This is a genomic window from Streptomyces sp. NPDC033136, assembly GCF_055578235.1.
In genome coordinates this window covers 1-23010 of the sequence record NZ_JBVIPD010000038.1, presented here as the reverse complement: position 1 = coordinate 23010, position 23010 = coordinate 1, and the positions used below count along the sequence as shown (strand labels likewise).

17 protein-coding genes and 3 pseudogenes are annotated in these 23010 nt (G+C 68.3%); 6 read left to right on the top strand and 14 right to left on the bottom strand.

Annotated elements, in window-relative coordinates; all coding sequences use genetic code 11:
* The first annotated feature begins 246 nt into the window (after positions 1-246).
* A complete protein-coding gene (locus tag ACZ5TL_RS38105; RefSeq protein ID WP_468595356.1) occupies positions 247-918 on the top strand; it encodes a ScbR family autoregulator-binding transcription factor in 672 nt (223 codons plus the stop codon).
* Here the strand turns inward: ACZ5TL_RS38105 and ACZ5TL_RS38100 are convergent.
* The 9 genes and pseudogenes from ACZ5TL_RS38100 to tap all read right to left on the bottom strand — a co-directional run bounded on the left by ACZ5TL_RS38100 (position 915) and on the right by tap (position 11112).
* Positions 915-1931, bottom strand: coding sequence for an NAD-dependent epimerase/dehydratase family protein (locus tag ACZ5TL_RS38100; protein ID WP_468595355.1), 1017 nt, complete (start codon positions 1929-1931; stop codon positions 915-917). The two genes, ACZ5TL_RS38105 and ACZ5TL_RS38100, sit on opposite strands and share 4 nt — an antisense overlap.
* 553 nt (positions 1932-2484) lie before the next feature.
* Positions 2485-2862 carry a DUF6009 family protein gene (locus ACZ5TL_RS38095; RefSeq protein ID WP_468595354.1) on the bottom strand — a complete coding sequence of 126 codons (378 nt, stop codon included), beginning with the start codon at positions 2860-2862 and terminating at the stop codon, positions 2485-2487.
* Positions 2859-4367 (bottom strand): DNA primase family protein, encoded by a 1509-nt coding sequence (locus tag ACZ5TL_RS38090; RefSeq protein WP_468595353.1) that lies wholly within the window; start codon positions 4365-4367, stop codon positions 2859-2861. Before ACZ5TL_RS38090 ends, ACZ5TL_RS38095 begins: the two co-directional genes overlap by 4 nt.
* Entirely contained in the window at positions 4364-5401 is a 1038-nt protein-coding gene (locus ACZ5TL_RS38085) for a bifunctional DNA primase/polymerase (RefSeq protein WP_468595352.1), read from the bottom strand. The genes ACZ5TL_RS38090 and ACZ5TL_RS38085 overlap by 4 nt, the downstream gene beginning before the upstream one ends.
* A 582-nt stretch (positions 5402-5983) precedes the next feature.
* Positions 5984-6145 (bottom strand): annotated as a pseudogene (locus tag ACZ5TL_RS38080) (IS110 family transposase); the annotation flags it as partial.
* A gap of 170 nt (positions 6146-6315) precedes the next feature.
* Complete coding sequence (locus ACZ5TL_RS38075; protein WP_401480044.1) at positions 6316-6627, bottom strand: replication initiation protein, RepL2; 312 nt, start codon at positions 6625-6627, stop codon at positions 6316-6318.
* Positions 6627-7079 (bottom strand): MarR family transcriptional regulator, encoded by a 453-nt coding sequence (locus tag ACZ5TL_RS38070; RefSeq protein ID WP_468595351.1) that lies wholly within the window; start codon positions 7077-7079, stop codon positions 6627-6629. The genes ACZ5TL_RS38075 and ACZ5TL_RS38070 overlap by 1 nt, the downstream gene beginning before the upstream one ends.
* 1216 nt (positions 7080-8295) lie before the next feature.
* Positions 8296-8853: a telomere-protecting terminal protein Tpg gene (gene tpg / locus ACZ5TL_RS38065; RefSeq protein ID WP_468595350.1), complete on the bottom strand. Its 558-nt coding sequence runs from the start codon at positions 8851-8853 to the stop codon at positions 8296-8298.
* A 9-nt stretch (positions 8854-8862) separates the two neighbouring features.
* Positions 8863-11112, bottom strand: coding sequence for a telomere-associated protein Tap (gene tap, locus ACZ5TL_RS38060; RefSeq protein WP_468595349.1), 2250 nt, complete (start codon positions 11110-11112; stop codon positions 8863-8865).
* Positions 11113-11808: 696 nt separating this feature from the next.
* Between tap and ACZ5TL_RS38055 the strand changes: the two genes are divergently transcribed.
* Both ACZ5TL_RS38055 and ACZ5TL_RS38050 read left to right on the top strand, forming a co-directional pair.
* Complete coding sequence (locus ACZ5TL_RS38055; RefSeq protein WP_468595348.1) at positions 11809-12114, top strand: HAD family hydrolase; 306 nt, start codon at positions 11809-11811, stop codon at positions 12112-12114.
* Positions 12115-12708: 594 nt separating this feature from the next.
* Complete coding sequence (locus tag ACZ5TL_RS38050) at positions 12709-13098, top strand: hypothetical protein (protein ID WP_468595347.1); 390 nt, start codon at positions 12709-12711, stop codon at positions 13096-13098.
* 65 nt (positions 13099-13163) lie between these two features.
* Here the strand turns inward: ACZ5TL_RS38050 and ACZ5TL_RS38045 are convergent, their stop codons facing one another.
* The 5 genes and pseudogenes from ACZ5TL_RS38045 to ACZ5TL_RS38025 all read right to left on the bottom strand — a co-directional run bounded on the left by ACZ5TL_RS38045 (position 13164) and on the right by ACZ5TL_RS38025 (position 17308).
* A complete protein-coding gene (locus tag ACZ5TL_RS38045) occupies positions 13164-13958 on the bottom strand; it encodes a MerR family transcriptional regulator (RefSeq protein WP_468595346.1) in 795 nt (264 codons plus the stop codon).
* A 15-nt stretch (positions 13959-13973) separates the two neighbouring features.
* A complete protein-coding gene (locus ACZ5TL_RS38040) occupies positions 13974-14735 on the bottom strand; it encodes an ABC transporter permease (protein ID WP_468595345.1) in 762 nt (253 codons plus the stop codon).
* Positions 14732-15541: an ABC transporter ATP-binding protein gene (locus tag ACZ5TL_RS38035; RefSeq protein ID WP_468595372.1), complete on the bottom strand. Its 810-nt coding sequence runs from the start codon at positions 15539-15541 to the stop codon at positions 14732-14734. The genes ACZ5TL_RS38040 and ACZ5TL_RS38035 overlap by 4 nt, the downstream gene beginning before the upstream one ends.
* A 372-nt stretch (positions 15542-15913) precedes the next feature.
* Positions 15914-16140 (bottom strand): annotated as a pseudogene (locus ACZ5TL_RS38030) (IS5/IS1182 family transposase); the annotation flags it as partial.
* A gap of 161 nt (positions 16141-16301) precedes the next feature.
* Positions 16302-17308, bottom strand: a pseudogene (locus ACZ5TL_RS38025) (transposase).
* A 1057-nt stretch (positions 17309-18365) separates the two neighbouring features.
* On the opposite strand from ACZ5TL_RS38025, the gene ACZ5TL_RS38020 reads away from it, so the two are divergent.
* The 3 genes from ACZ5TL_RS38020 to ACZ5TL_RS38010 all read left to right on the top strand — a co-directional run bounded on the left by ACZ5TL_RS38020 (position 18366) and on the right by ACZ5TL_RS38010 (position 22496).
* A complete protein-coding gene (locus ACZ5TL_RS38020; protein ID WP_468595371.1) occupies positions 18366-19583 on the top strand; it encodes an IS110 family RNA-guided transposase in 1218 nt (405 codons plus the stop codon).
* 502 nt (positions 19584-20085) lie between these two features.
* Positions 20086-21348: a ParA family protein gene (locus ACZ5TL_RS38015; protein ID WP_468595344.1), complete on the top strand. Its 1263-nt coding sequence runs from the start codon at positions 20086-20088 to the stop codon at positions 21346-21348.
* Entirely contained in the window at positions 21345-22496 is a 1152-nt protein-coding gene (locus tag ACZ5TL_RS38010) for a ParB/RepB/Spo0J family partition protein (protein ID WP_468595343.1), read from the top strand. The genes ACZ5TL_RS38015 and ACZ5TL_RS38010 overlap by 4 nt, the downstream gene beginning before the upstream one ends.
* Positions 22497-23010 lie beyond the last annotated feature (514 nt).

Here is a 23010-nt window from a genome sequence, read left to right as displayed (position 1 = left end):
TGGGGGGGGGGGGGGGAGGGGGGGGGGGGGGGGGGGGGGGGGGGGGTGGTTGGGGGGGGGGGGGGGGCCCCCCCCCCCCCCCCCACCTCCGGTCTCACCACCGCAGACACCTCACGACACTCATCGGTGACCCTGCAACCAAACCGGCTTCCCTGTTCCGCGGGCAGGGACCCGCTGATAAAATAAAGACCGGATGGTTTGATATCTGGAGACTATCCAGAGCACGTCGATCGACCGGAGGGCACCATGGCCGAGCAAGAGCGGGCCATCCGTACGCGCATGACCATCTTGCTGGCCGCGGCCAAGGTCTTCGAGGAACGCGGGTACCTGGCGGCGACGATCTCCGAGATCCTCTCCGAGGCCAAGGTGACCAAGGGAGCGTTGTACTTCCACTTCCCCTCCAAGGAGGAACTGGCTCAGGCCGTTCTCACCGCCCAGCATCAGGAATTCGGCATTCCCGACCACCCGTGCAAGGTCCAGGAAGTGGTGGACATCCTGCTGCGGTACACCTACCTCCTGCGAACCGACCCCATGGTGCGGGCAGGGGCGCGACTGTCCATGTCCCAATTGACCGACGGACTCGACCGCGTCGAGGCGTTCAACCCCTGGGTCGAGAGATTCCAGGAGCGGCTGGAGAAGGCTCAGGCCCAGGGAGAACTGCTTCCTCAGATCGTGCCGGCCGAGACCGCCAACGTCATCGTGGGCGCGTACTCCGGCGTCCAGGCCATGTCCCAGGTGATCAACAGCCACAAGGACCTCCCCGCACGGGTGACCGCGATGCTGCGTCACCTGCTGCCCAGCATCGCGGTCCCCTCGGTGCTGGCGTCAGTGGACCTCAGCGAGGGCCGCGGGAGGAAGGTCTACGAAGCCGGGAAGAAGGCCTACGAAGAGATGCAGGCTCACGCTCACGCCCACTAGTCGCGCCTCGCGAGGTGGGCCGTGTACCAGTGCGTGGCCTCGGCGAAACGTGCCTCGAAGCCCAGCCCCGGGACCTCGCCTGTGCGGGCCCACAGGGCGTCGCTGTCATACCAGTGGTCCTGAGTGAGCAGGGTGTACTGGTGATCGGACAGTTGGGTCGCGGCGCGGGCCAGCCTGGCCCGGTGCTCCTGAAGGGACATGTCCCTGCGGGGGAGGGGAAGGCCGAGCCTGCGATGAAGGGTGAGCAGCACCTGCTCCATGGACACCGGCCGGGGATGGGCCGCGTGGTACACCCGTGCCCGGTCCGTGGCCTCGGGAGCGGTCACCAGACTCGCCACGCAGCGCGCCAGGTCCCGGACCGCGATCATGGAGCTGTGTGACGTCGCACCGGATGGCCAGGCCGCCACCAGGGTGAGCAGACGGACGATCGTGGGGATGAACCACACGTCGCCGACACCATGAACCAGATGCGGGCGCAGCACGGTCCCCCCGGAGTCGAGAACGGCCTGTTCGGCCTTGAGCCGTGAACGGCTCGCGGGGGACGCCGGGTTCGGTGTCAGGGTGTACTCGTCCGCTCCGCGATGCGGACCGGCGCCGTAGACCGAGGCCGTGCTGACGTAGACGAAGTGCTCGACACCGGCCCGGCGGGCCTCCTCCAATAGGGCAAGGGTGCCGTGGTGGTTGACCGTCTCACAGAGGGCGGCATCCCGCCCCACGTACGTGGCCGTGTGGACGACGGTCACCACTCCCTCGCACAGTCCGCGCAGTGCACCGGGCTGTGCGAGGTCGGCGGGTACATGGCTCACGCGGTGCCGGTGGGACGAGCGGGGCGGCCGACGCGACAGGACGCGTATGGCGGGCGCACCCTCCGCAGCCTCCCGTGTCAGCAGTTCCTCGACCACCGCACTTCCGACGAAGCCGTTGCCGCCCGCCACCAGCACGGTGCCCGCACCACGCCGCACCGAGGTCGGCGCGCCGGTGGCCGGTGCCATTCCGCTCGCCAGCACGCTCATGCCTCTTCTCCCTGGAGCACTGACACCCGTGCCGACGACGTGACATGTGGTCCCTGCACGGACAGTAAAATATACCGGTCGGATGGTTCTTTTCAATGCTGGAAGTATCTCGTCGCACAACCGGCGTACTGATGCCTGCATGACCTGACCCAGAGGATCTGAGCCCAGCCGATTTCGCCGTAATCACCCCCGCTCCGTACCCCGCCCGCCGCCGGTGCTCCGCCGACTGCGACCACGGGTCCGGCTGCTTCGCTGGGCCGGCCGGGACGGGACGGGAGACGGGCGGGATGCCTCGGGGGCCATCTCACGGACGAAGAGTGGGCTGGGTTCGAACCGCCGCTGCCGTCGGCCGCACGCGGTCCCTTCGTGACCTGCGCAGACGCGGGATCCGGGCGGTGGTCCCCAAGAAGACCGACCGGGCGGCCAACCGGCACGGGCTTGCCACCCGTCACGGCAGGACCGGTCAGCTACCTCGGCGGACTCCACCTACACGGCGCGGCCATCTGACAGCGCGGCCTCACATGAGAGTCTCAACTCGCGAAACACCCTGGCACTACGCAACCGGCCACGACACCGGCCCGCCCTCCGACCGCTCGGTCCTGTGGCCCTTGTTCCCCGGCGAGAGCGTGCGCGGGTCCACCGCCTCGGCCGGCGCCCCCATCGCATACAGACCATCAGGATCGGTGTCCCGGTCGTGCGGCAGCAGCCAGAACACCCGGCGCCGGAACGTACCCGAGGAACGCGACGGCTTCGCGCCGGGCCCCAGCAGCGCGTACCCGACCATGCGCCCGTCACGGTGGTACGCCGGCCTGCCGCGCCGCGTCGGCAGCCGGTCCAGGCTCTGGCGCACGTAGTCGAGACCGCCGATGTCCTCGAGCCAGACGAGGTCGACCTCGTTCTCGATCTCGTACTCTTCGATGAGGGCGCTCATGCTGTCTCCTCGTCGGCGACCAGTCCGATGCCCGGGTAGTACTTGCGCTGGTTGGACAGGATCATCTCCTTGGGAGAGGCCAGTCCCACCGCTTCTCGGACCCGTGCGGCGAAGGCACGCGACGAGACGGCCGGGGACCCCTCATTCTGGCACCAGTCCCTGTAGGCCGCGTAGAGCCTCGCTTGTTCCGCCCTGAGACCGCCCTCCATCCGGCAGGACTCACCGAGGAATCGCCCGGTGTGGTCCTCGGTCTCCGCGTAGGCGTTGGTGGCGATCCGGACGCGTTCCGGCCCGGTCAGGTCCCTCTCGCCGCTCAGGTACCGACGGGCGCCCAGGATCAGCCAGTTGAGGATGCCAGGGCCCTCCTCGGTGACGAGGATGTCCGCCAGATTGTCGATCTTGCGGTCGTCGGGCACCACTCGCTCGAACGGGATCAGCCGCATCCGCCGCCAGAACGCGAACCCGCCGGTCCCGACCTCCGGCCGGTGGTTGCCCAGCAGCCACAGCTTGTGCGTCGGCTCGAAGCTGAAGAAGTCCTGCCGCATACGCCGGGCCTTGATCCGGTCGCCGCCCGTCAGCAGCTTCACCCGTGCCTCGTCGAAACGGTCCCCCGGCTTCACCTCGCTGCACACGATCACGCGCCGGCCGTGCAGTTCGGCCAGATCGGTCGGATGCCCCTCGTAGGGCCGGGCCATCAAGAACCCCGGCGGCGCGGCGTCGGCGTAGTCCCCCAGCAGTTTCATCAGCACGTCCAGCAGCACCGACTTGCCGTTCTTGCCGGAGCCGAACAGGAACGGCATCACCTGCCCGCCGACGTCCCCGGTGATGGAGTACCCCAGCAGCAGATGAAGGAAGTCGATCATCTCCACGCCCTCGGGTCCGTCACCGAAGGTGTCGGTGAGGAACCGGTCCCAGCGCGGGGTGGACATCGGCTGCGGAGCCGCGGTCGTGGAACGGGAGTGGAAGTCCCGGTTCGGATCCGGCGTTCGGATCGCCCCGGTCCGCAGGTCCACGATGCCGGCCGGCGTGCACAGCGCGTACGGATCGGCGTCCAGCCGGGAGGCGTTGAGCACCATGCCCGGAGCGGACCTGGCCTGGGTGAGCATCGCGTTTATGCCGCTGGTACTGAGCGCACGGCGGCGGTGCTGCTGCAGCGCCGCCGCCGTGAACACCCCGCGCGGGTCGTTGCTCGCGAGGGACTCCGCCAGATCGCCGGCGGCCCACATCACGGTGTCGTCCTCGTCGACCTGCCAGCGGGTGCTGTCCCAGCGGAACCAGCCGAGGCCAGGCACGTGCCGGTAGTCGTCGGCGTACAGCTTCACGAACAGCTTGGCGTTGCCCCGGTCGCTGAGCGTGTCGGGAAGCAGCCCGTCGGCGGTGGCCTCGCCGTCCCGCCGGGGGCCCGGCACGCGGGGCGGGGCCCCCGGCTGGTCATCGGACTGGGCGAGGATCCGCACGGCGACCGCCTGGGCGTCGAAGAGGGTGCCGTCGGGCCGGGAGGTCATCTCCGCTCTCCCAGGGCCAGCGGGCGCAGCCGGCCGGCGTCCAGGCCACCGCGGATGATGGCCGCGGAGCGCCGCTCCTGTCCGGGACGGGCGTGCTCGGCCGCCTCCGTCAGCACCCGTTCCGCCTCCTCCTGCGCCAGGTGCCCGGCGGCCACGAGACCCCCCGCGGTGTAGGCAGCCCGGTTCAGCTTCTCGGAGAACGCCGCTCCCTCGGGTACGGCGACGCAGCCGGCCACGTCGGCGAGCAGCGCCGCCAGGGCTCTCCCCGCGGCCCCGCGGCTGCCGCCCGCGGCGAGGACGGCCTGCCGGGCCCGGGGCGGCACGGGCCGGGACGCGGGCACCCGCGGCCGTGGCAGGTGCCCGGTGCGCTCCAGCTCCCGGGCGAGCCACACAGGCAGCGGGGCGGGCTCTCGCGCGGGCCCGGCGGGTTCGTACGCCCCCGCCTCGGTCACCGTCCCCGGCGCGACGATGTACCCGCCGCCGGCCCGTACATCGACCTGCCAGGCCAGCGCCCGACCAGCGCCCGACCCGGTGGAGCACTGCCAGGTGTGCCCGCGCTGGGCCCGGTACCACACGTGCAGGCCCCCGGACGGGGTGCGCACCCGCAGGGTCGTCTCGTCGTCGGCGGGGCTGGTGGCGCCCCGGAGGGCGGCCAGCAGGGCGATCGTGTGGAACCCGTTGGCCAGCCCGGTCAGGTCGACGTCGGCCGGGATCCTGATGCCGGGCAGCAGACGGTCCCGGTCGGGGACCTGCGCGCCGTGCGCGTCGATGTCGATGATCACCAGCCCGGCCGGCCCGCAGGCGACTCCCACCCCGAGTCCGGGGTGGTTTCCCCACCACTGCTCGATCCTGGTCACGTCCAGCGTGGCGGCACGGAAGCCGTGACACCAGCGGCCCGCTGCGGGACAGCCGCACCCGACGTGGGTGTGCCCCTCTTCCCGGCAGGACGGGCAGTTGCCTGCCGGGGTCTTGCGGCCGGGCGCAAGGGGATGGACCGGCCAGCCCCGGCCCGCACACCATCGGGCAACTGCCATCGGACGACCGGCGATTGACGGAAGGACATCCGACGATCCCTGTGAGTCGCTACATAAAAACGGCAGCTCAGAAGCCATGCGCATCCCCCATTAGCGACCCAAGCGACTGAACGACTGGAACAGACTAGCGAAACGGGAGAGGCAGAACGAGACGAAAGAAGAACTGAATCGGAACGCCTCACCAGCGACCCGAGCAGCCCAGCGGCCGAAGTTGCTCGCACCGCTTCCCGCACGGCTCGACGAAGTCGCAGTTCACAGGCCATGACAGCGACCGAAGCGACTCAAGGTATCCATATATGACGTCACGCGCACACGCACAGACGCGCCAATGTCTTCATATACTCCGGCCTTCGGTCGCTTCGGTCGCTGTTCTGCTGGGAAGCCCGTCCCTGACCAGGCCTTTTCCACCAGCGTCCGAGAGCGACCGAGATGGGTACCAGTCGCTGCCCCCATCCCGGCCCGATCAACAGCGCCGACTGCAGCACCTCTTGAGCGACCCTGCAGCGACTCTGGGCCAGCCCTCCGAGACGCCCCCGTCATGTCTTTCGTGGTCCTGCAAGAGGGCGGCCGGTCTCCGGGCCCGGCATGGGAGCCGTGGCGTTCCAGCAGCCAGGTGACGGCGGGGTGGTCGAGCCAGGGTCCCAGGACGCGCTCCAGCGATGGGTGGAACTGGGGGGTGAGCAGGCCGCGTATGCGGTTGGAGGTGCGGTGGGCCTCGCCGGCGAGGCCCTGGTCGAAGCCGACCGAGAAGATGCTGCTGTCCCTTACCTGACGTGCGGCCCGGCTGTGAACGGGTCACTACGATGGCGGGGAGCCCGGCTGTCTGCGACGGCACGAGGCGTTTCTTACATGGAGGACGTCCCACAGGCCGCACCTCATGTACGTGACGTCAATGAGGTGCGGCCTGTGGGACGTCAGGTTGCCCGGCGGAGGGGGACGACGACGTTCTCGCCCATGCGCTTGGGGTCAAGCCGGTAATACCTGATGTGCCCGAGCCTCTCGGTCTCCTCAAGCCAGCCGGCTTCGATGACCTGCTTCCGGGTGCGGGAGAAGACGGGCGCGGCCATCCCGACGAGCTTGGCCAGGTTGGCGGCAGTCTCGAGAACAGCGCCGGACCGGTCGGTCGGATGCAGGGCGTACAGCATGACGACGAGACGCTGGTTGGCGGTCATGCCGGCCGTCTTCTCCAGCAGCTCAAGGTTCTTCTGTTTGTCTTCGCTGCTGATCACTGGGCCTCCCACCGTGCAGGCACGTTCTCGTTGAATCCGGGGATGTCTGGCGGGTTGCACGTCTTCACCGCTTCACGCTGCTCGAGCCCCGTTCCGTGGAAGGCGATGTACGGGCTGATCCGGTAGAAGTTGTAGTTGCCGATGCGTCCGCGGACGATCAGGATGCGGTGCTTGGCCAACTTCCTGTTGATTTTTCCGACAGCGTCGGCCGACATCCCCACCCGCTTGGCGATGTCGGCTCCGGTGGCCCTCAAAGGTTCCATGCCCTCGGGCGAGACTCCGATCCACCACAGGACGAGGAACTTCTGACTGGGCGTGAAGGCCTTGGATTCGGTGATCGCCTCGACGCGCGCCTTGTCGATCTGCGTGTGCCTGCCAGAGAAGGCGTACGGCGCATAGGGCACCGCCTCGCCCGTCTCGGCATCAACCAGCCTGCGTACTGCTCCCAACGGGCCCTCCGTGAACGGGGGTTGTCTGACGGTTCATGAGAGGCGGCTTCGAGGCCGACCAGATGAACTTAACGTACATAAGCAGGAAGTCAATCAGCCCGGCCTGCCGGCCGTGTCACCTGCTGACTCGTTCAGGGTTCGTGTCTGCCGGCTGTGACCATGACCCTGCGCACTCATGTACGTCACGTCAATCTGCTACGGCTGGAGGATCGTGGTACCCAGATCCTCCAGCCGTGGTGCCAGATCTCAGGATCGTGGTCCCGGTCTGTCAGATCGTGGTGTGCGGTTCACGGAACTGGGTGATACGACTGCAGGATCTGTTCACTCAGATCCTCTGATCGCCCTGTGCTGTCGGAGGAACTGCCTGCCAGTTCCTCCGATCTTGGTTGTTCGAGGTATCTGCGCAGGTCAGAGGCTGATTCGAGAGCGCGCTCTCTTACCTCAGCAGGAGCCGCGCCGTTCGCCCCACGGCCCACGCAACCGCTGCACTTTGTGCACGACCGGACGGCGTGCTCAGCTCGTCACCACCCTCGAATGGCACTCACTGGGAACGAACGGACCTGATCCCCACGGCCGAGCCCCGTTCCGGTCCGCAGTCACAGCCAGGCCTGCCCACACTGAAGGTGCTCGTCTCACGGAACCTCCGCCCACCCGTACCCGCCACTTCCCGGCGCGGACGGTCTGGGCCACGACGAAACCGGTTCGCGCCGGGAAGTGGCGGGGCAGCGGGGTCCAGGGGCCGGCGAAGGCCCCTGGTACCACGCTGCTCAGCCACTCTCTGGGACTGGTATCGCATTCGTCGGAACGGCCTGCGTCGGTGTGGCGGGCAAGGTCGATCAGCGCGCCGTACGGCGGGTCAACAACCTCGCCCGCGGCGTCCATGGACGCCGCGGGCGATCGCGGCCTGGTCGTCTTCTCCTAGTCGGTCATCTCCGTCTGCGGCAGCGGCGCGGCTCCAGCCCCGCCGCTGCGGCTGAAGAGGCCCACCGGGCCCGGGCAGGCAGGGCTGCCTGAGGCGAATGCCGACCCAGGCGTGCCGAGAAGCTGGACGGCGGCCGCGGGACGCCGCCGTCCATGCGTCGCCATCTCGCTGAGAAGCCCATCTCCGCGGCCGACCGGAAGCGTGGCAGCCGTCCGGCCGTCAACTGAGCTACGGCATACGCGAGCGAGCCCGGCCCGATCTCCCAGGGCTCGCAAGCTGTTCGGGGCGGGGCTGCTAGAGATCGAACTCGATGTGCTCGATGTCGGTGAAGCGGACCTCCTCAAGACTGCCGGCGCGGCGGCCGCCGTCCTGGAAGTACATGTCCTTGAGCCCTTCGGCGGCGATCTGCTGCAACTGCTGGTCGCTGGCGCCGGCCTGCTGTGCGTCGAAGAGACGGGCGGCGTACTGCGGCGGCAGCGCCACGGTCAGATGCCGGATCCGGGCGTCGTCGGTCGTGCCCACCGGCGCCGTGTAGCCGATGCGGGCGCGGGTGTCGATGACGATGCCGCCGGTCGTCGCCGCCCTCTGCCGGGCCTTGGCCCGGATCTGTGGCTGCCACCGCTTCTTCACCTCGCGCTCCAGGCGCGCGGCGAGATCCGGGCGCGGTTTCTTGATCTGGTCTTTCACGTACCGTTCGACGGTGCGCTGGGAGATGCGCAGCATCTGGGCGACTGCCCTGGTGCTCTTGAGCTGCTTGACCAGGTACCGCATCTGTGCGGGCGCGCTCTTTGGTGCTGGGCGGGTGAACGACTTCTGCACCGCGGCTTCCAGGCCGTCCCCGAAGAGGGTCATCGTCGTCTCCTACTCTCCGCTGTCGACGTCGGTGACGGTGCCGTCCTTGATGTACCGGGCGAGGTTGAGCTCCGGAGCGTTGAACCGCTCGCGGACCTCCTCGCCCCACAGGACGCTCTGGGTGCCCTCGTGCTTGACCAAGCCCGGGTTGATGCCGAGCTTGAAACCGCCGGGCAGCGGCTTGCCGTCCCGGTAGGGCAGGAAGTCCAGCGGACTGGTGCCGTCGGCCGCGTACACCACACAGTCGGACAGGACCGCGACCGGGTACTGCCCGGTGAACGCCGCGTGCTTGACGATCTTGCGGTGCAGGTTGACCCGGGTGCGGGAGATGACCGCCGCGCGGATGTCCGGCCGCCACGTCGCCCGTGACAGGGCACGCCATGGCTGGCCCGGCCGCCAGCCCTCACCACGCGGGCGTTCACGCAACTTGCCCAGGCCGCCCTTGACCGTCGCCTTGATCGCCGAGACGACGATCGACAACTCCGGGTCACGCTCCCTGTAGCCGTCCATCGCCGTGAGGAAGTCGGCCGGCGCCATGTCCGCGTGCACGCCCAGGTCGGCCATCGTGGCGAGGTAGGCGTCGCGCAGCCGGTTGTACCAGCCGTCCAGGTAGCGGCCGTTGTCGTACCGGACGTACGCCTCGATCGGGCGCACGTCGTAGCCCAGCTCCACCGCGTACGCCACGGTGGGCGTGGCATACCAGGCCGGGCCCTCCGGCCGCTCGCCCTTCGGCGTGAACGGGCTGGGCAGCAGACTCGCGTCCAGGTCCGCCCACTTGTCCTTGCCGGCCTTCACCCTCGACAGGTCGACGTGGGACAGGTCGACCAGCCACGAACCGGGCAGCTTCGGGTCGAACACCGGGTTGTTGACGTGCGTGGGCGCTCCGAGGCCGACGACCAGGCCGTTGGCTCCGGCGGCGAAGGCCATGTTCACGTCGATGCCGACCAGGTGCCGCAGGGTGCATTCGGCGTCCGTCATCGGCCGTGCCCAGTCGTACGCCTCCTCGAAGAGCTTCTCCCCCGGGCCACGAACGTGGAAGCGCGGCAGATCCGCCAGGAGTGGGTGCCCGTCGGGGGCCTCGCAGGGGGCGCAGTCCACCGGATGCATGCCCAGCGAGCCGGGGTTGTGTTCGGAGTGCCGACGCCCGTCGGCGTCGGGCTCGGAGGCGCGGGTCGGCGGGTGCAGCGCGGTCATCAACTCCAGTCCCGTGACGGCGGTGGAGCCGCGCGGCGTCATCACACGCGACGCGTACACGCCCAGCACGCGGGCGAGTTCCGCCAGCGGAAGCTGCTCGGCCTGGCCCCAGTGGCGGGCGTCGAGCGCGTGCCAGGACGGGATGCACAGCTGGACGCAGGCCCGCTCCGCACCGGTGGCGGGGCGGTAGATCCGCGCCCACGGCCCGAACCCGCGTTTGGTGAGCTTCCAGTCGGCGAGCGCCAGCTGCTTGATGACCTTGTGGCCCTCCGGGATCCGCCCGGCGAGCCGCTCCTCCTTCGTGAGGGCGACAGGGAGGCCGTAGCGCTTCAGCGCGGCCTCGGTGAGCACGAGCAGCGGGTCGGCGTCCTTGCCCGGGCCGGACAGCTTCGGCTGTCCGAGCTTCGCCTCCTTGAGCGTCCACTCCACCAGTGCCGGGATGCTTTTGGCGGGCACGTCCAGGACCAGGCCGCCCGTGCAGTACGCCAGCACCTGCCCGTCCTCGACATCGATGACCGCCAGCGGACCGTTCTCGAAGCGCGAGTCAGTGCTTCCCGCCGGGGTGTCGGCCGGGGCCGCCTTCTTCGCATCCGGACGGCGCGACGTCGACGGCGGCCTGGTGGTGCGCGCCGGACGCGGCGTGGCCGCAGAAGCAGCAGTTTCGGGAGCAGGGGCAGGGGTCTGGGTGTTCTCGGGCGCAGTCATGGCCGCAGCGTCGGACGCCTGCCCTGGGGACAGAGTCCGCGCTTCCGCCGGGGCGGGCGTGCCGGTGAACGTGGCCGACACCGTCGGGGATGCCGATTCCTTCGGCACTTCTGGGGCGGGGTAGAGCTCCGCAAGCTTCTCCAGCAGTCGCGCGTACGCCTCGCGCTCCGGGCCGCGCGGCTCGGTCGGCTTCTTGGCCGACTCCCACCCGGACACTGTGGCCCGGCGCACCTTCAGCGCGGCGGCGACTTCGTCCAGTGTCAGGCCGTGCGCGACCCGCAGCCGCTTGCGTTCCTCCGCCGACGGCAGCGGAGAGCGTGACGCGACCAGCGCGTCGACCGCGTCGAACAACTCGGACATGGAACACCTCCTGACCAAAATCCTACCCTATGAACCGTACAGATCGCGTAAACTGACCGTACAGATGGCGTACGAGTACCGTTTGAAGGCGTTGAGGCGATCCCGACCAGACACGTGGGGTGGAAAGACGCACTCGGCGAGGCGATGAAGGCACTGACGGGCGATACGTCTCGACGACCCGACAGTCGGGCTGACCGCACCGCACTGCACGGCGAGGTCACCCAGGGGAGGTACGCCGCCGCCAGGACCGGATGATCAGCGACTTGAACGAGACGCGGGGCGAGCATCGGGAACTGCTGAACCTTGCCGACGTCCTTCGCCCCCTCGCGCTGGCAAAGTCCGGCGATGACGCGCGGATGCGCCCCGAGGAGACTGCACCACCGCCGCCTCCACGATCCAGCCGCAGCCCATCCGGCCGTGGCCGGGCCCGGCTGCTGCCGGGAGAACTGAGCATCCGACGCGGGTGGTTGGTCCGCCCTCCGCGCGCGGCCGGTGGCGCTTACGTCGTCACCCCGACCTCCTTGATTCCGAGGCCGGCGTCAGCATGCCCGAATGCGAGTCGGCGGCCTCCGGGAAACGCTCGGCCAGCCGCTTGAGCAGGTGCACGTAGACGGCCCGGTGAGGTCGCCGGGGATGGGCCTCTCCCCTCCAGAGCTCCTAATGCGCGACGGCGAGGCGCTACCTAAGGTCGTGTGCATGCTGGCCCTCTTCGACCTGGACGGCACACTGGGCAACCGGCAGTCGGCGCTCATCGACATGGTGACCCTCTGCCGCAGGCACGCCTTCAGCCAGGCCGTCGAACAGCGGCTGAGCTGGCCGACCGGGCGTACCCGAGCGCTTCCGCACGAGCGCTTCCGCACGAGGAGTCGCGCCAGGTACTCGAGTACCTCGGGTCGGCAGGTGACCGCGGCCGCCATCCGGTCGACGTACTCCTGCCAGAGCCGCGTGGGCTCTCCCTTCAGGTCAAAGGGGACGCACCCACCCACCTCGCCCGGCTGCTGACCGCCGCCTACACCAACGCGGACTTCCGGACACGGCGTACGGCCCTCCTGACCGACCAGGCCTTGGCCGCACTCGCCCGCGGCGACCCCGCCGCAGCCGAAGACCTCGCCGCGCGGCAGCTGGCCCCGGAATTCCTCCCGACACCCGGATCCTGGGAGCGGCCATGGAGGCCGGCATCGACACCAGCCACGGTGGAGCGCCGCGAAGAGATCCGTGCCTACGCACGCGAGGCCTTCGCGGAGACTGCTGTCCCGTCTCAACGAACTCAGTCGGCTGGGACTGCTGACCAAGTGCGACCAACTTCGTCGAGACGACCGCTCACCGGGGCGGGCCCGGAACTACCTCCCGCAGAGCTGACTGGGTTCGTTGAGACGAATCGGCCGCGGACTCGGTTCGCTGAGACGGGACAACTGCTCCTCCCCCGCGCTGCTCCTTGCTCTCAGCCTGTTCTACGAGTGATTACGGCGTAATCACTCCCGGTGCGATGCAACAAGGCCTACCAGGGTGCGTCGTGAACGCGCCGGTTTGATCGCCGGGCGCGCCAGAGTCAGTTGGGCAGCACAGGCCCGATGAGAAGGTCCGCAGGAGTTGGGCGTGGTGAAGGTGCTGCTCACCCGACGGCAACTTCTGATCCGCCGCCCCCACGGCCGTCACGTCGTTCACCTCGACAACACCACAGCTGACCTACTGCACGCCTGGCTCCGCTACCGCCATCAGCGTTGGCCACGCACCGTCAACTCGCACCTCCTGGTTACTCAACAGACCGCCAGCGCGACCGATCCTGTCTCCGCGGACTACATCTACAGGCGCTTCGACCCCGCCGGTCTGACTCTGCGCGCAGTTCGCGCCGAAAGAATCCTGGACGAGGCCCGCGAGACCGAAGATCCCGTCCACCTCGTCCGCGTCTTCGGAATCTCCATCACCACTGCCATGAAGTACATCCACGCTGCCCACCCCCACCGCGCCGGCCCTGTTCCTCACTGAGGCAGACGGCCGCCCCCGGAAGCACGTGCCCCCAAATAGCGTCACTCCAGGGCCCTGACCTGCCTTCACGATGGCGGCAGCTCAGTGTTGAGTCTGTCGGCAGGCACTCGCTCGATGCGGGTCCAGCCCCTCCAGCCCCGCTCCTCCAGGATCGCCAACAGCCGCGCGGCGTGCGGTGAGGACTCGACCATGGTTGAGTCCAGCAGGTCTACAAACTGATCGTCGATGCCGTCATCGGCACCTACCTCGCCGGCCTCCACAGCGCGAATCATCAGGCGCTCCATGATGTCGGCGACCTCGACGATCCGCGGGTCGTCGGCCGGCCAGTCGAGCGCCCCGCTGAGTAGGCTGTAGAGCTTCACCATCTCGGGGTCGTCCAGCTCCTCGTGCTTCTTGGCGATCACGGAGTCGATCGAGTGCGGCACCTGGGCGGCGATCATGATCCAGGCATCCCGCTCCATCTCGATGTACCGCTCCTCAACTCCGAGACCGCGCAGCCGGTCGAGGTAGTCCACGACGCTCTGCGGAAGCGCCAGGTGCTCTCCGGCGGCGAGCCTGACGAGTCGGCTGCGAGTGTCCTGCAGCCGCCGGATCTCGGCACGCAGGGCCATGTCGGTCTCCTGAACGCCGCCGGCGAACTCCTCCGGGCCAGCGGCGAGGAGTTCCTGCACCCGGGCCAGCGGCACGCCGGCGTCTGCGAGGGTGCGGATCCGGATCAGTCGCACGACCGCGACAGCGTCGTAGGTCCGGTATCCGGACCGGTCGCGCTCGGGCTCCGGCAGCAACCCGATCCGGTGGTAGTGACGTACCGCCCGCACCGTCACCCCGGCGTACGCCGCAAGCTGGCTGATGGTGAGCATGGATCTCAGCCTGCCTCAGGCGATCTTCCGGCGATAGGCGGCCATCGCGAAGATGTACGCCACGACGAGGATGCCGACGCACCACGCGAGGGCGGTCCAGATGTCGTCACCGACCGGCTGCTGGGCGAACAGGTTACGGATCGTGTTGACGATCGACGTCACCGGCTGATGTTCGGCGAACCAGCGCACCGGGCCGGGCATCGTCTTTGTTGGCACGAACGCCGAACTGACGAACGGCAGGAAGATGAGGGGGTAGGCAAACGCGCCAGCGCCCTCGACCGACGACGCAGAAAGCCCGGGGATCACAGCGAGCCAGGTCAGCGCCAGGGTGAACAGGAGCAGGATGCCGGTGACCGCGAGCCATGCCGACACTCCTGCCCCTGAGCGGAAGCCCATGAGCACAGCGACGCCCACGACGAGCACGAGCGCGATCAGGTTGGCGACCAAAGAGGTGACGACATGGGCCCACAGCACACCCGACCGCGCGATCGGCATGGACTGGAATCGTTCGAAGATCCCGCTCTTCACATCGGTGAACAGCCGGTACGCGGTGTAGGAGATGCCTGAGGCGATGGTCATGAGCAGGATGCCGGGCAGCATGTAGTTCACATACGAAACCGACCCGGTATCGATGGCGCCGCCGAACACGTAGACGAACATCAACATCATGGCGACCGGTGTGATGGCGGTCGTGATGATGGTGTCCATGCTGCGTGTGACATGGCGCAGGGTCCGCCCCGTGAGCGCGGCAGTGTCGCTGAAGAAGTACGCGGTCATCCTCGTCCCCCAGATGTCGTGCCAGTGACGTCGCTCTTGTCGATGCCCCCGATGACTGCGAGAAAGATTTCCTCGAGAGTCGGCTGCTTCTCGACGTACTCGACCTTGGCGGGCGGGAAGAGCTGCTTGAGCTCGGTGAGGGTGCCGTTCACGATGATCCGACCCTGGTGGAGGATCGCGATCCGGTCGGCCAGCTGCTCGGCCTCGTCCAGATACTGCGTGGTGAGCAGCACCGTCGTTCCGTGGCCGGCGAGCTCCTTGACCGCCTCCCACACCTCGATGCGCGCCTCGGGGTCAAGACCGGCCGTCGGCTCATCCAGGAAAATCACCGGCGAATTCCCGATGAGGCTCATCGCGATGTCCAGCCGTCGGCGCATCCCACCCGAATACGTGGACACTCTCCGCGCGCCCGCCTCGCTCAGCGAAAAACGCCTCAGCAGGTCATCCGCGATCGCGCCAGGGTCCTTGATGTGGCGCAGCCTGGCGACGAGAGCGAGGTTCTCCCGACCGCTGAGGATCTCGTCGACGGCCGCGAACTGCCCGGTGAGACTGATGGACTCCCGCACGTCCGCCGCTTGCGTTCCGACGTCGAAGCCATGGACGCTCGCCGCCCCCGCGTCGGCCTTAAGAAGCGTGGCGAGGATCCTCACGGTCGTAGTCTTGCCCGCTCCGTTGGAACCGAGCAGGGCGAAGATGCTGCCCGGCGCCACGTCGAAGTCCACACCGCGCAGCACTTCGAGCTGCCCGTACGACTTTTTGAGACCTTGCACGCGAATCGCCGGACCGGCGATCGACTGGGCTGTCATGGTCATCTGCCTCCTTCGCGGAGCTGTTCCAGGCGACTGCGCGGAAGCTCCTCCCGGAAGAATGGAGGGTTGACCCAGCGTCAAGGTCAAGCCCGTTCCGACCACGGCACCCAGATCGCCGACCGGCCAGACACACCGCAGCGATGACGGGCCGCTCGCCCCGAGCTCGTTCGGCCGCGAACCCGCCATACTCGTAGCTGTCGGTGAACCACTCACGCGTCGGTTCCTGCGACTCACCGGCCAGAAATCAACGAACCCGCCTGCTTCGGCTGGAGGACACGTCGACCCCGTGAGGCCCCTTGGGCCGCAGTAGTCCGCGAATGCCGCGAGGAACCGGGCATCGAGGCCGTGGCATCGCCGATCACCGGCGAGCACCCACCTGGACTGCGTGAAGACGCCCAGGCGGATCGACTCGTCACGGCGGCCTCGGATCGTAGTGGCCGAGCAAGTGGTGTCTGCTATGGCCTCGTAGGAGCAGCCGAAGCGCAGGAGCTGCAGCAGCCCAGCGGATGGGCCGGATCGTAGACCGTGGGCTGCGGCAGTAGTGCCGCGCATTGTTCCCACAGGGGATCCATCAGCCACGATGGCAGTGCAGGCACAGGTCTCCTGGTGATCACAGAGCGTTGCAGCTCATGAGCACCCGGCTCTATGCCTGTTCTGCTCCCGGGGCGTTCTGTCCCGCCTATCCGCGCGAGTTCTTACGAGCTTGGGAGCGATTGAGGTCGGGGCGTGCTGGCCTGGCGGTTCGGCTGGTGGCTGATCAGCAGGCGGTCTGCCGGGCGAGTACCAGTTCGGTGCTGGTCTTGCGGCGGTTGGCCCTGCGGGCGGAGCGGTCGGAGACCAGTCCGGCGATCGCGAGATGGGTCTCGGCGTAGGTCTCGCGGCGTCCGGTGAACCTTTGCAGGGGCCGCCACTGCTTGTACTCGGCGTTGGCGTGCTCGACGTGGATCCGGGCGGAGGACTGACGGCGGCGCTGTTCGCGCCAGGCATGCTGCTCGCCCAGCGGCGCGTCGTCCTTCGGCTTCTTCGGCGGGGCGCTGACCTGATCGGGGAACTCGTTGGCCAGGCCCCGGTAGCCCTCGTCGACCTCGGCCCGCACCGTCGGGTGCCGGCGGAACTGCTCGGCGATGCCCTCGGTGCGCACGGCGGTCTGGTCGTGCATCCGGCCCGGCCGCACGACCCCGCTGAACAGGGTGCGGCCCTGGCCGTCGCTGACGGTGGTGGTCTTGATGGTGTTCTGCTTCTTCTTGCCCGAGACGAACGCCTTGTGGCCGGGCGTCCCGCGCGGGGGCGACGGACCTGCACCTCGGTGCCGTCGAGCCGCAGCTTGACGCCTTCGGCATCGGCGTACGCGAACAGGTCCTCCAGCGTGCGCAGCCGCAGGCCCGGCCGGTCGGGGACGGCGAAGCCGCGGGCGGCGAGCAGCGGCCGGACCGCGCGGATCGCCCCGGAGACGGTGGAGCGGTCCACCGCGTACAGCTGGGCCAGCGCCGCGTGGGGCAGGCCCAGCCGCAGGTGCACGAGCGTGACCAGCAGCCGGTCGGTGAACACCAGGCGCTGCTTGGGCCCGGCTCCGGCAGCCCGTCGCCGCTTTCCGCCGCGCCGTTCACGCAGCGCGGACTCCCGGGCCGCCTCCCACTTCGGGGCGAGTTCTTCGAGCAACTCGCCGAAGTGTGCGCGGGAGATGCCGGACAGGGCAGGATGGGAACAGGCCGCACGGGCCCAGGCAAGCGTCACAACTCGCCCAACCCGTGCGGCCCTCCTCATGTCACGGGTCGACCGCGACCGCCGCTCCCAAGATCGTTAGCCGGCAACTGATTACGTCGTAATCACTCCCGGTGGACGCCGTGCCGCGGCCCCGGGTGATTACGCCGTAATCACCCGGGGCCGAACCGTCCACTCAATATGGCCTGACCAACGAACCTGCATGGCGGCTGCTGTTGGCCCATGCCCACGGCGCACCGCCGATTGGCGGTCGCCGACGGCGTCCATGAATTACGTGCCTGATCATGCAAGGCACCACTGCCAGGAGCATCAGTCACCGCGCGATCTGAGGCTGACAACGGCTGTTGGAGCGGGCACTACCGACGTGAGTGCAGGCACCGTCCCGTTGGCGGACTGGCCGCTCCGCCCGCCCGCTGGCGTGTAACGTACCGCTCTGCCCGCCCGCCCGCTGGCGTGTCGGTACCTCTCTGCCCGCCCGTCCGCCGGGCTGACGGAGATCCCGCCTATGCAGGGGCCTTCGACACGGGCTCAGGCTGGCCGCCCCCCACTGCCGCATTTCCCGGTCGCTTCTGCGGCCTGAGGTGTGGTGGCTCATCGCGCCGAGCAGCCTGCGGACTCTGCTGGACGCGGCGTCGCGGAACTGCTGAAGCAGCTTCTGGGGTGGGAGCGCTGTCTGGATCAAAGCTGTGGATCCCCTCCCGCCAGGCCGGGACGTCTGGTCCCCACAGATGTACGCCGTGGCAGTCGAAGCAGAAATCCAGCTGAAAGACCAGGTCGGTCGTCGCACTGCAAGCCCGGACGCCCCGGCCCGGGAAGAAGCCGCGGCGCAGCTCGCCCCGTTATCTTTTTCGCGGTCCTGCAACGGGGCCGCTGGCCTCCGGGCCCGGCATGACTGTTGCCCCCTGTCGAAGTCGATGACCTGGGGGGTGGTGTCACCGGGCCCGGGAGGTGCCGTCGGAGACGCTGATCAGAGGTCCGGCCGCCACCCGGTCCGGCGCAATGCCGGACAGCTCGCGGAGGGCAGGTCTGCATAACGTGGATGCGCGCGTACGACACCGACGCCGAGGTCGGCAACGTCAACACCTCTTGGAAGGGCGCGATGTTCGACACCGAAGACGTGGGCGTGTTCCTCGGCCTGGACGTCGGCAAGAGCAACCACCACGGCCACGGGCTCACCCCGGCAGGCAAGAAGGTCTTCGACAAGCAGCTGCCCAACAGCGAGCCGAAGCTGCGGGCCGTGTTCGACAAGCTGGCCGCGAAGTTCGGCACCGTCCTGGTGGTCGTGGACCAGCCCGCCTCCATCGGCGCTCTTCCACTGACCGTCGCCCGCGACGCGGGCTGCCAGGTCGCCTACCTGCCTGGCCTGGCGATGCGGCGGATCGCTGACCTGTATCCAGGCGAGGCGAAGACCGACGCGAAGGACGCGGCCGTGATCGCGGACGCGGCCCGCACCATGCCGCACACCCTGCGATCCCTCGAACTGACCGACGAGATCACCGCCGAGCTGACCGTGCTGGTCGGGTTCGACCAGGACCTCGCCGCCGAGGCCACCCGCACCAGCAACCGGATACGCGGCCTGCTCACCCAGTTCCACCCCAGCCTGGAACGCGTCCTCGGCCCCCGCCTCGACCACCAGGCCGTGACCTGGCTGCTCGAGCGTTACGGCTCCCCGGCTGCCCTGCGCAAGGCCGGACGCCGCAAGCTGGTCGAGGTCATCCGGCCCAAGGCCCCACGCATGGCCCAGCGGCTGATCGATGATGTCTTCGACGCACTGGACGAGCAGACCGTCGTCGTCCCGGGCACCGGCACCCTCGACATCGTCATCCCCTCCCTGGCCGCATCCCTGGCCGCCGTCCACACCCAGCGCCGGGCGATGGAAGCCCAGATCAACACCCTGCTGGAGGCTCACCCTCTTTCCCCGGTCCTGACGTCGATGCCCGGCGTCGGCGTCAGGACCGCCGCCGTCCTGCTGGTCACCGTCGGCGACGGCACCAGCTTCCCCACCGCCGCCCACCTCGCCTCCTACGCCGGCCTGGCCCCCACCACGAAGTCGTCCGGGACCTCTATCCACGGCGAGCACGCACCCCGAGGCGGAAACCGGCAGCTCAAACGTGCCATGTTCCTCTCCGCCTTCGCCTGCATGAACGCCGACCCGGCCTCCCGCACCTACTACGACCGCCAGCGAGCCCGCGGCAAAACCCACACCCAGGTTCTCCTCCGCCTGGCCCGTCAACGCATCAGCGTCCTGTTCGCCATGCTCGGCGACGGCACCTTCTACCAATCCCGCCCGCCCGCGGACGTCGAGCTCGCCGCATGACCCCAGCAAGACCGAATCCCCCCAAACCCGACAGGGGCGCCTTGACGAAAGACATAGAGGCACCCCCCGGCAGGTCGCGGGTCAGAGCCGGGATGTGATCAGTCTGGGGCCTCTCCCAGACGGTGACCTCGTCACCAGTCAAGTCGTCCGCGCTGAGGTGCCTTGTCGGATCGATCGACGATGCGGACAACCTTGATCAGCTCGACCTTGTCATGGGCGATCGGAAGCAGCATGCGTAAAGGATCACGGTTCACGCCTCTGCGACCAGGGAGACGCAGGGCGCCGCTCTGCGGCGCTGACTGCTGGCGTGCGCTGTTACTTGCTCAGCTTCTTGGCAGCTTCTTGGCTGAGTGATTACGACGTAATCACTCGACGCGGGACGGCAGGCCGCGGCGAGGTGATGGCGGCGTAATCAGGCAAAGGAGTGCTTGCGACCCTTCAAGTTGGTCTAACTAACGTGTTGATGATGTAGATGATCTACAGCGTTAGTATGGTGTCCTCCATGAGTTCGCCTGCCACCTCCAGCGACCGCGAGAAGGTCGTCTCCAAGCTGCCGGGATGGCTCCGGCAGAACCTCAAAATCAGAGCCGCCCAGCACGGCGTCGAGATCCAGGCCGCCGTCGAACAAGGCATCACCGACTGGTGCAGCCTCGCCTCCACTCCCGCCACCATCGAGACAGCCGGCGCCGATTCCTTCTCCACCTTCTTGCCCCCCGGGCAATGGGAGGAGTTCCGGAGAATCGCAGCCGACCGACGTGTCTCCCTCATCCAAGGGCTCGCCCAGTCCGTCCAGTTGTGGCTCGACGCCAACCCCGCCCCGGACATCGAGCGACCCGCGATCACCCGCCGCATCGTCGTCTGCAATCAGAAGGGGGGAGTCGGCAAGACCGCTGTCACCGCCGGACTTGGCGAGGCGCTGGCCGAAGACCCCAACACCCTTCACCCCGTACGTGTCGCCAAGGCACTCACCAAGGCGCTGCGCGCCAGCGAGACGCACGACGCTCCCCAGGCGGGAGCCGACCCGCTCGACATCGAGAACCTCCCTGGACTGGGGCTGCGGGTTCTCCTCGTCGATTTCGACCCGCAGTGCCACCTCACCAACCAGCTGGGCGGCACCCCGCTGCCGTTGAACGGCGACAGCCTCACCAACCACATGGCTGGCGATCCCAAGGGCGACCTGCGCGATCTCATCGTGTCTGTCGACGACGACAGCTTCGGCGGCCGCCTCCACCTCCTGCCCGCCTGCAACGACGCCTTCCTGCTCGACGTACGCCTGTCCGCCGTACGGGCCCGGGAAGCCGCGCTCGAGCGAGCCCTCGCTCCACTCGAAGCCGATTACGACGTAATCATCGTCGACTGCCCGCCCAGCCTCGGCCTCAGCATGGACGCCGCCGCCTACTACGGGCGTCGGCGCGACGGCGAAAAGCCCGGCCAGTCCGGCGCCCTCATCGTCGTCCAAGCCGAGGACAGCTCCGCCGACGCCTACGAACTGCTCACCACCCAGATCGACGACCTGCGCGGCGACCTCCAAGTCGACATCGACTACCTCGGCATCGTCGTCAACCTCTACGACTCGCGCCGCGGATACATTGCCACCTCCTCCCTCCAGGGATGGGTGGACATAAAGGATCCGAGGGTGGTGGGACTCATCGGAGACCTCAAGGAACAGAAGGAAGCAGTCCGAGTGAAGAAACCCCTGCTGTCCTACGCACCCAAGTCACAGCAGGCCGTCGGCATGCGCGCCCTGGCAAGGGAGGTCTCGTGAGCAAGGCCGACCAGCTGGGCTCCGGCCGGTTCGGCGGGGGAGTGCGCCAGGTCAGCGCACGCCGCCAGGCCGTCGCTGCCGCCACGGGCATTCCCACTGAGGGCATCGCCCCGCCCACAGAACTCCCCGTCCACCGGATCAGCCTCAACCCGGACAATCCCCGGTCTGACCTCGGCGACCTCACCGACCTCGCGGGCAGTCTGAAGACCCACGGCCAGAAGCAGGCCATCACGGTCATGAACCGCGACGCCTACATCGCGGCCAACCCGGACCGCGAAGCCGACCTCGACCCGGACACCAGCCACGTCGTTGTCGACGGCAGCAGCCGCCTCGCCGCCGCCCGCGAAGCCGGCCTCGACACGCTCAAGGTCATGGTCAGCGACGACCAGGGCTCCACCCCTGAAGAGCTCCTCGAATCCGCCCTCGTCGCCAACGTCCACCGCCAGGACCTCGAAGAACTCGATGAAGCCCGCGCGCTGCAGCGCCTCCTGGAAATCCATGGCAGCCAGCGAGCCCTCGCCAAACGCCTCCACCGCTCCCAGGGCTGGATCTCCCAGCGCCTCGCTCTGCTCAACCTGAGTCCTGAACTCCAGGCCCGCATCGGTGAGGACCCCATCGATCTGCTGCGCGCGGTCGGTAACAAGCCCGTTGAACAGCAGGAAACCGCCCTGGAAGAGCTTAAGACGGAGCGTGCGGCAAAGGAAGAGGCGGCGCGCACATCGAAGCGTCATGCGACACAAAGGACAGCTGCTGCTCGCGAGGAAGACGCCCTGGGCCGGCCTGCGGGTGATTACGGCGTAATCACCGGCTCGACGGAAGAGGGCTCGTCAACCAACAGCCACGATGAGTCGTCGAGCCGGGACGGGGAGCCGTCGCAGAGTTCGGGAACATCAGAAACCATCCCTGAGCCTCGCACCGACTCCCGCTCGCCGAAGGGCAAGGACGCGAGCCTGGAACAGCAAGTCCGTCGGGTGCCGTTCGACAGGCCCGGGGAACTCGCGTTGCTGCTGGACGTGAGGGTGGAGACCGACGACGCCTTCTTCACGCTCCTGGAACTGCTGAACAGCAAGGCACTCGACAGGGACCCAGCACGGGCTGGTGAGCTGGCGCGATCCTTCGCTGAGCAAGCCGCAGCACGGGCTGGCTGACTCAGCAGTGCCTTGCTTCGCAGAGGGCCCCATCCTGCAAAGGATGGGGCCCTCTGCACGGCTGTGGCTACAGGAACAAGACGGACGACCAGGAGTACGAGCCCGCACACCCTTGCATCCGCATCCCCAGCGCCACTCTCGCCCAGCATCGCGGCAGCCACCGTGAGGACGCCCGCGCACGCCAGACGTGGGTGGAACCGGCCCATGGTGCCGTCCATACAAACAAGGCCTCTTGTCCGGCATGAAGTGTGCTGCGTCTGTGGCTTCACTCGCTTCGCGTGCGGCGCCGTCATGGCGTGCAAGGCAGTGGACAGCGGGATCGGTGCCGATTCTTGGGTGGTGACGACCGTGACGTGTGAGAAAGGAAGCGTGGCTGAGCAGAGTGAGTGGTACAGGTACCTCCGATCCTCCATGGCTAGGTGAGGGGCCCCGAAGATCCCGGACAGGGACCCAATAGGGTTGTCCTGTAATGAATCGAGGGAAGAAGCAAGTGGCACGTCCAAGTCCGTACTCG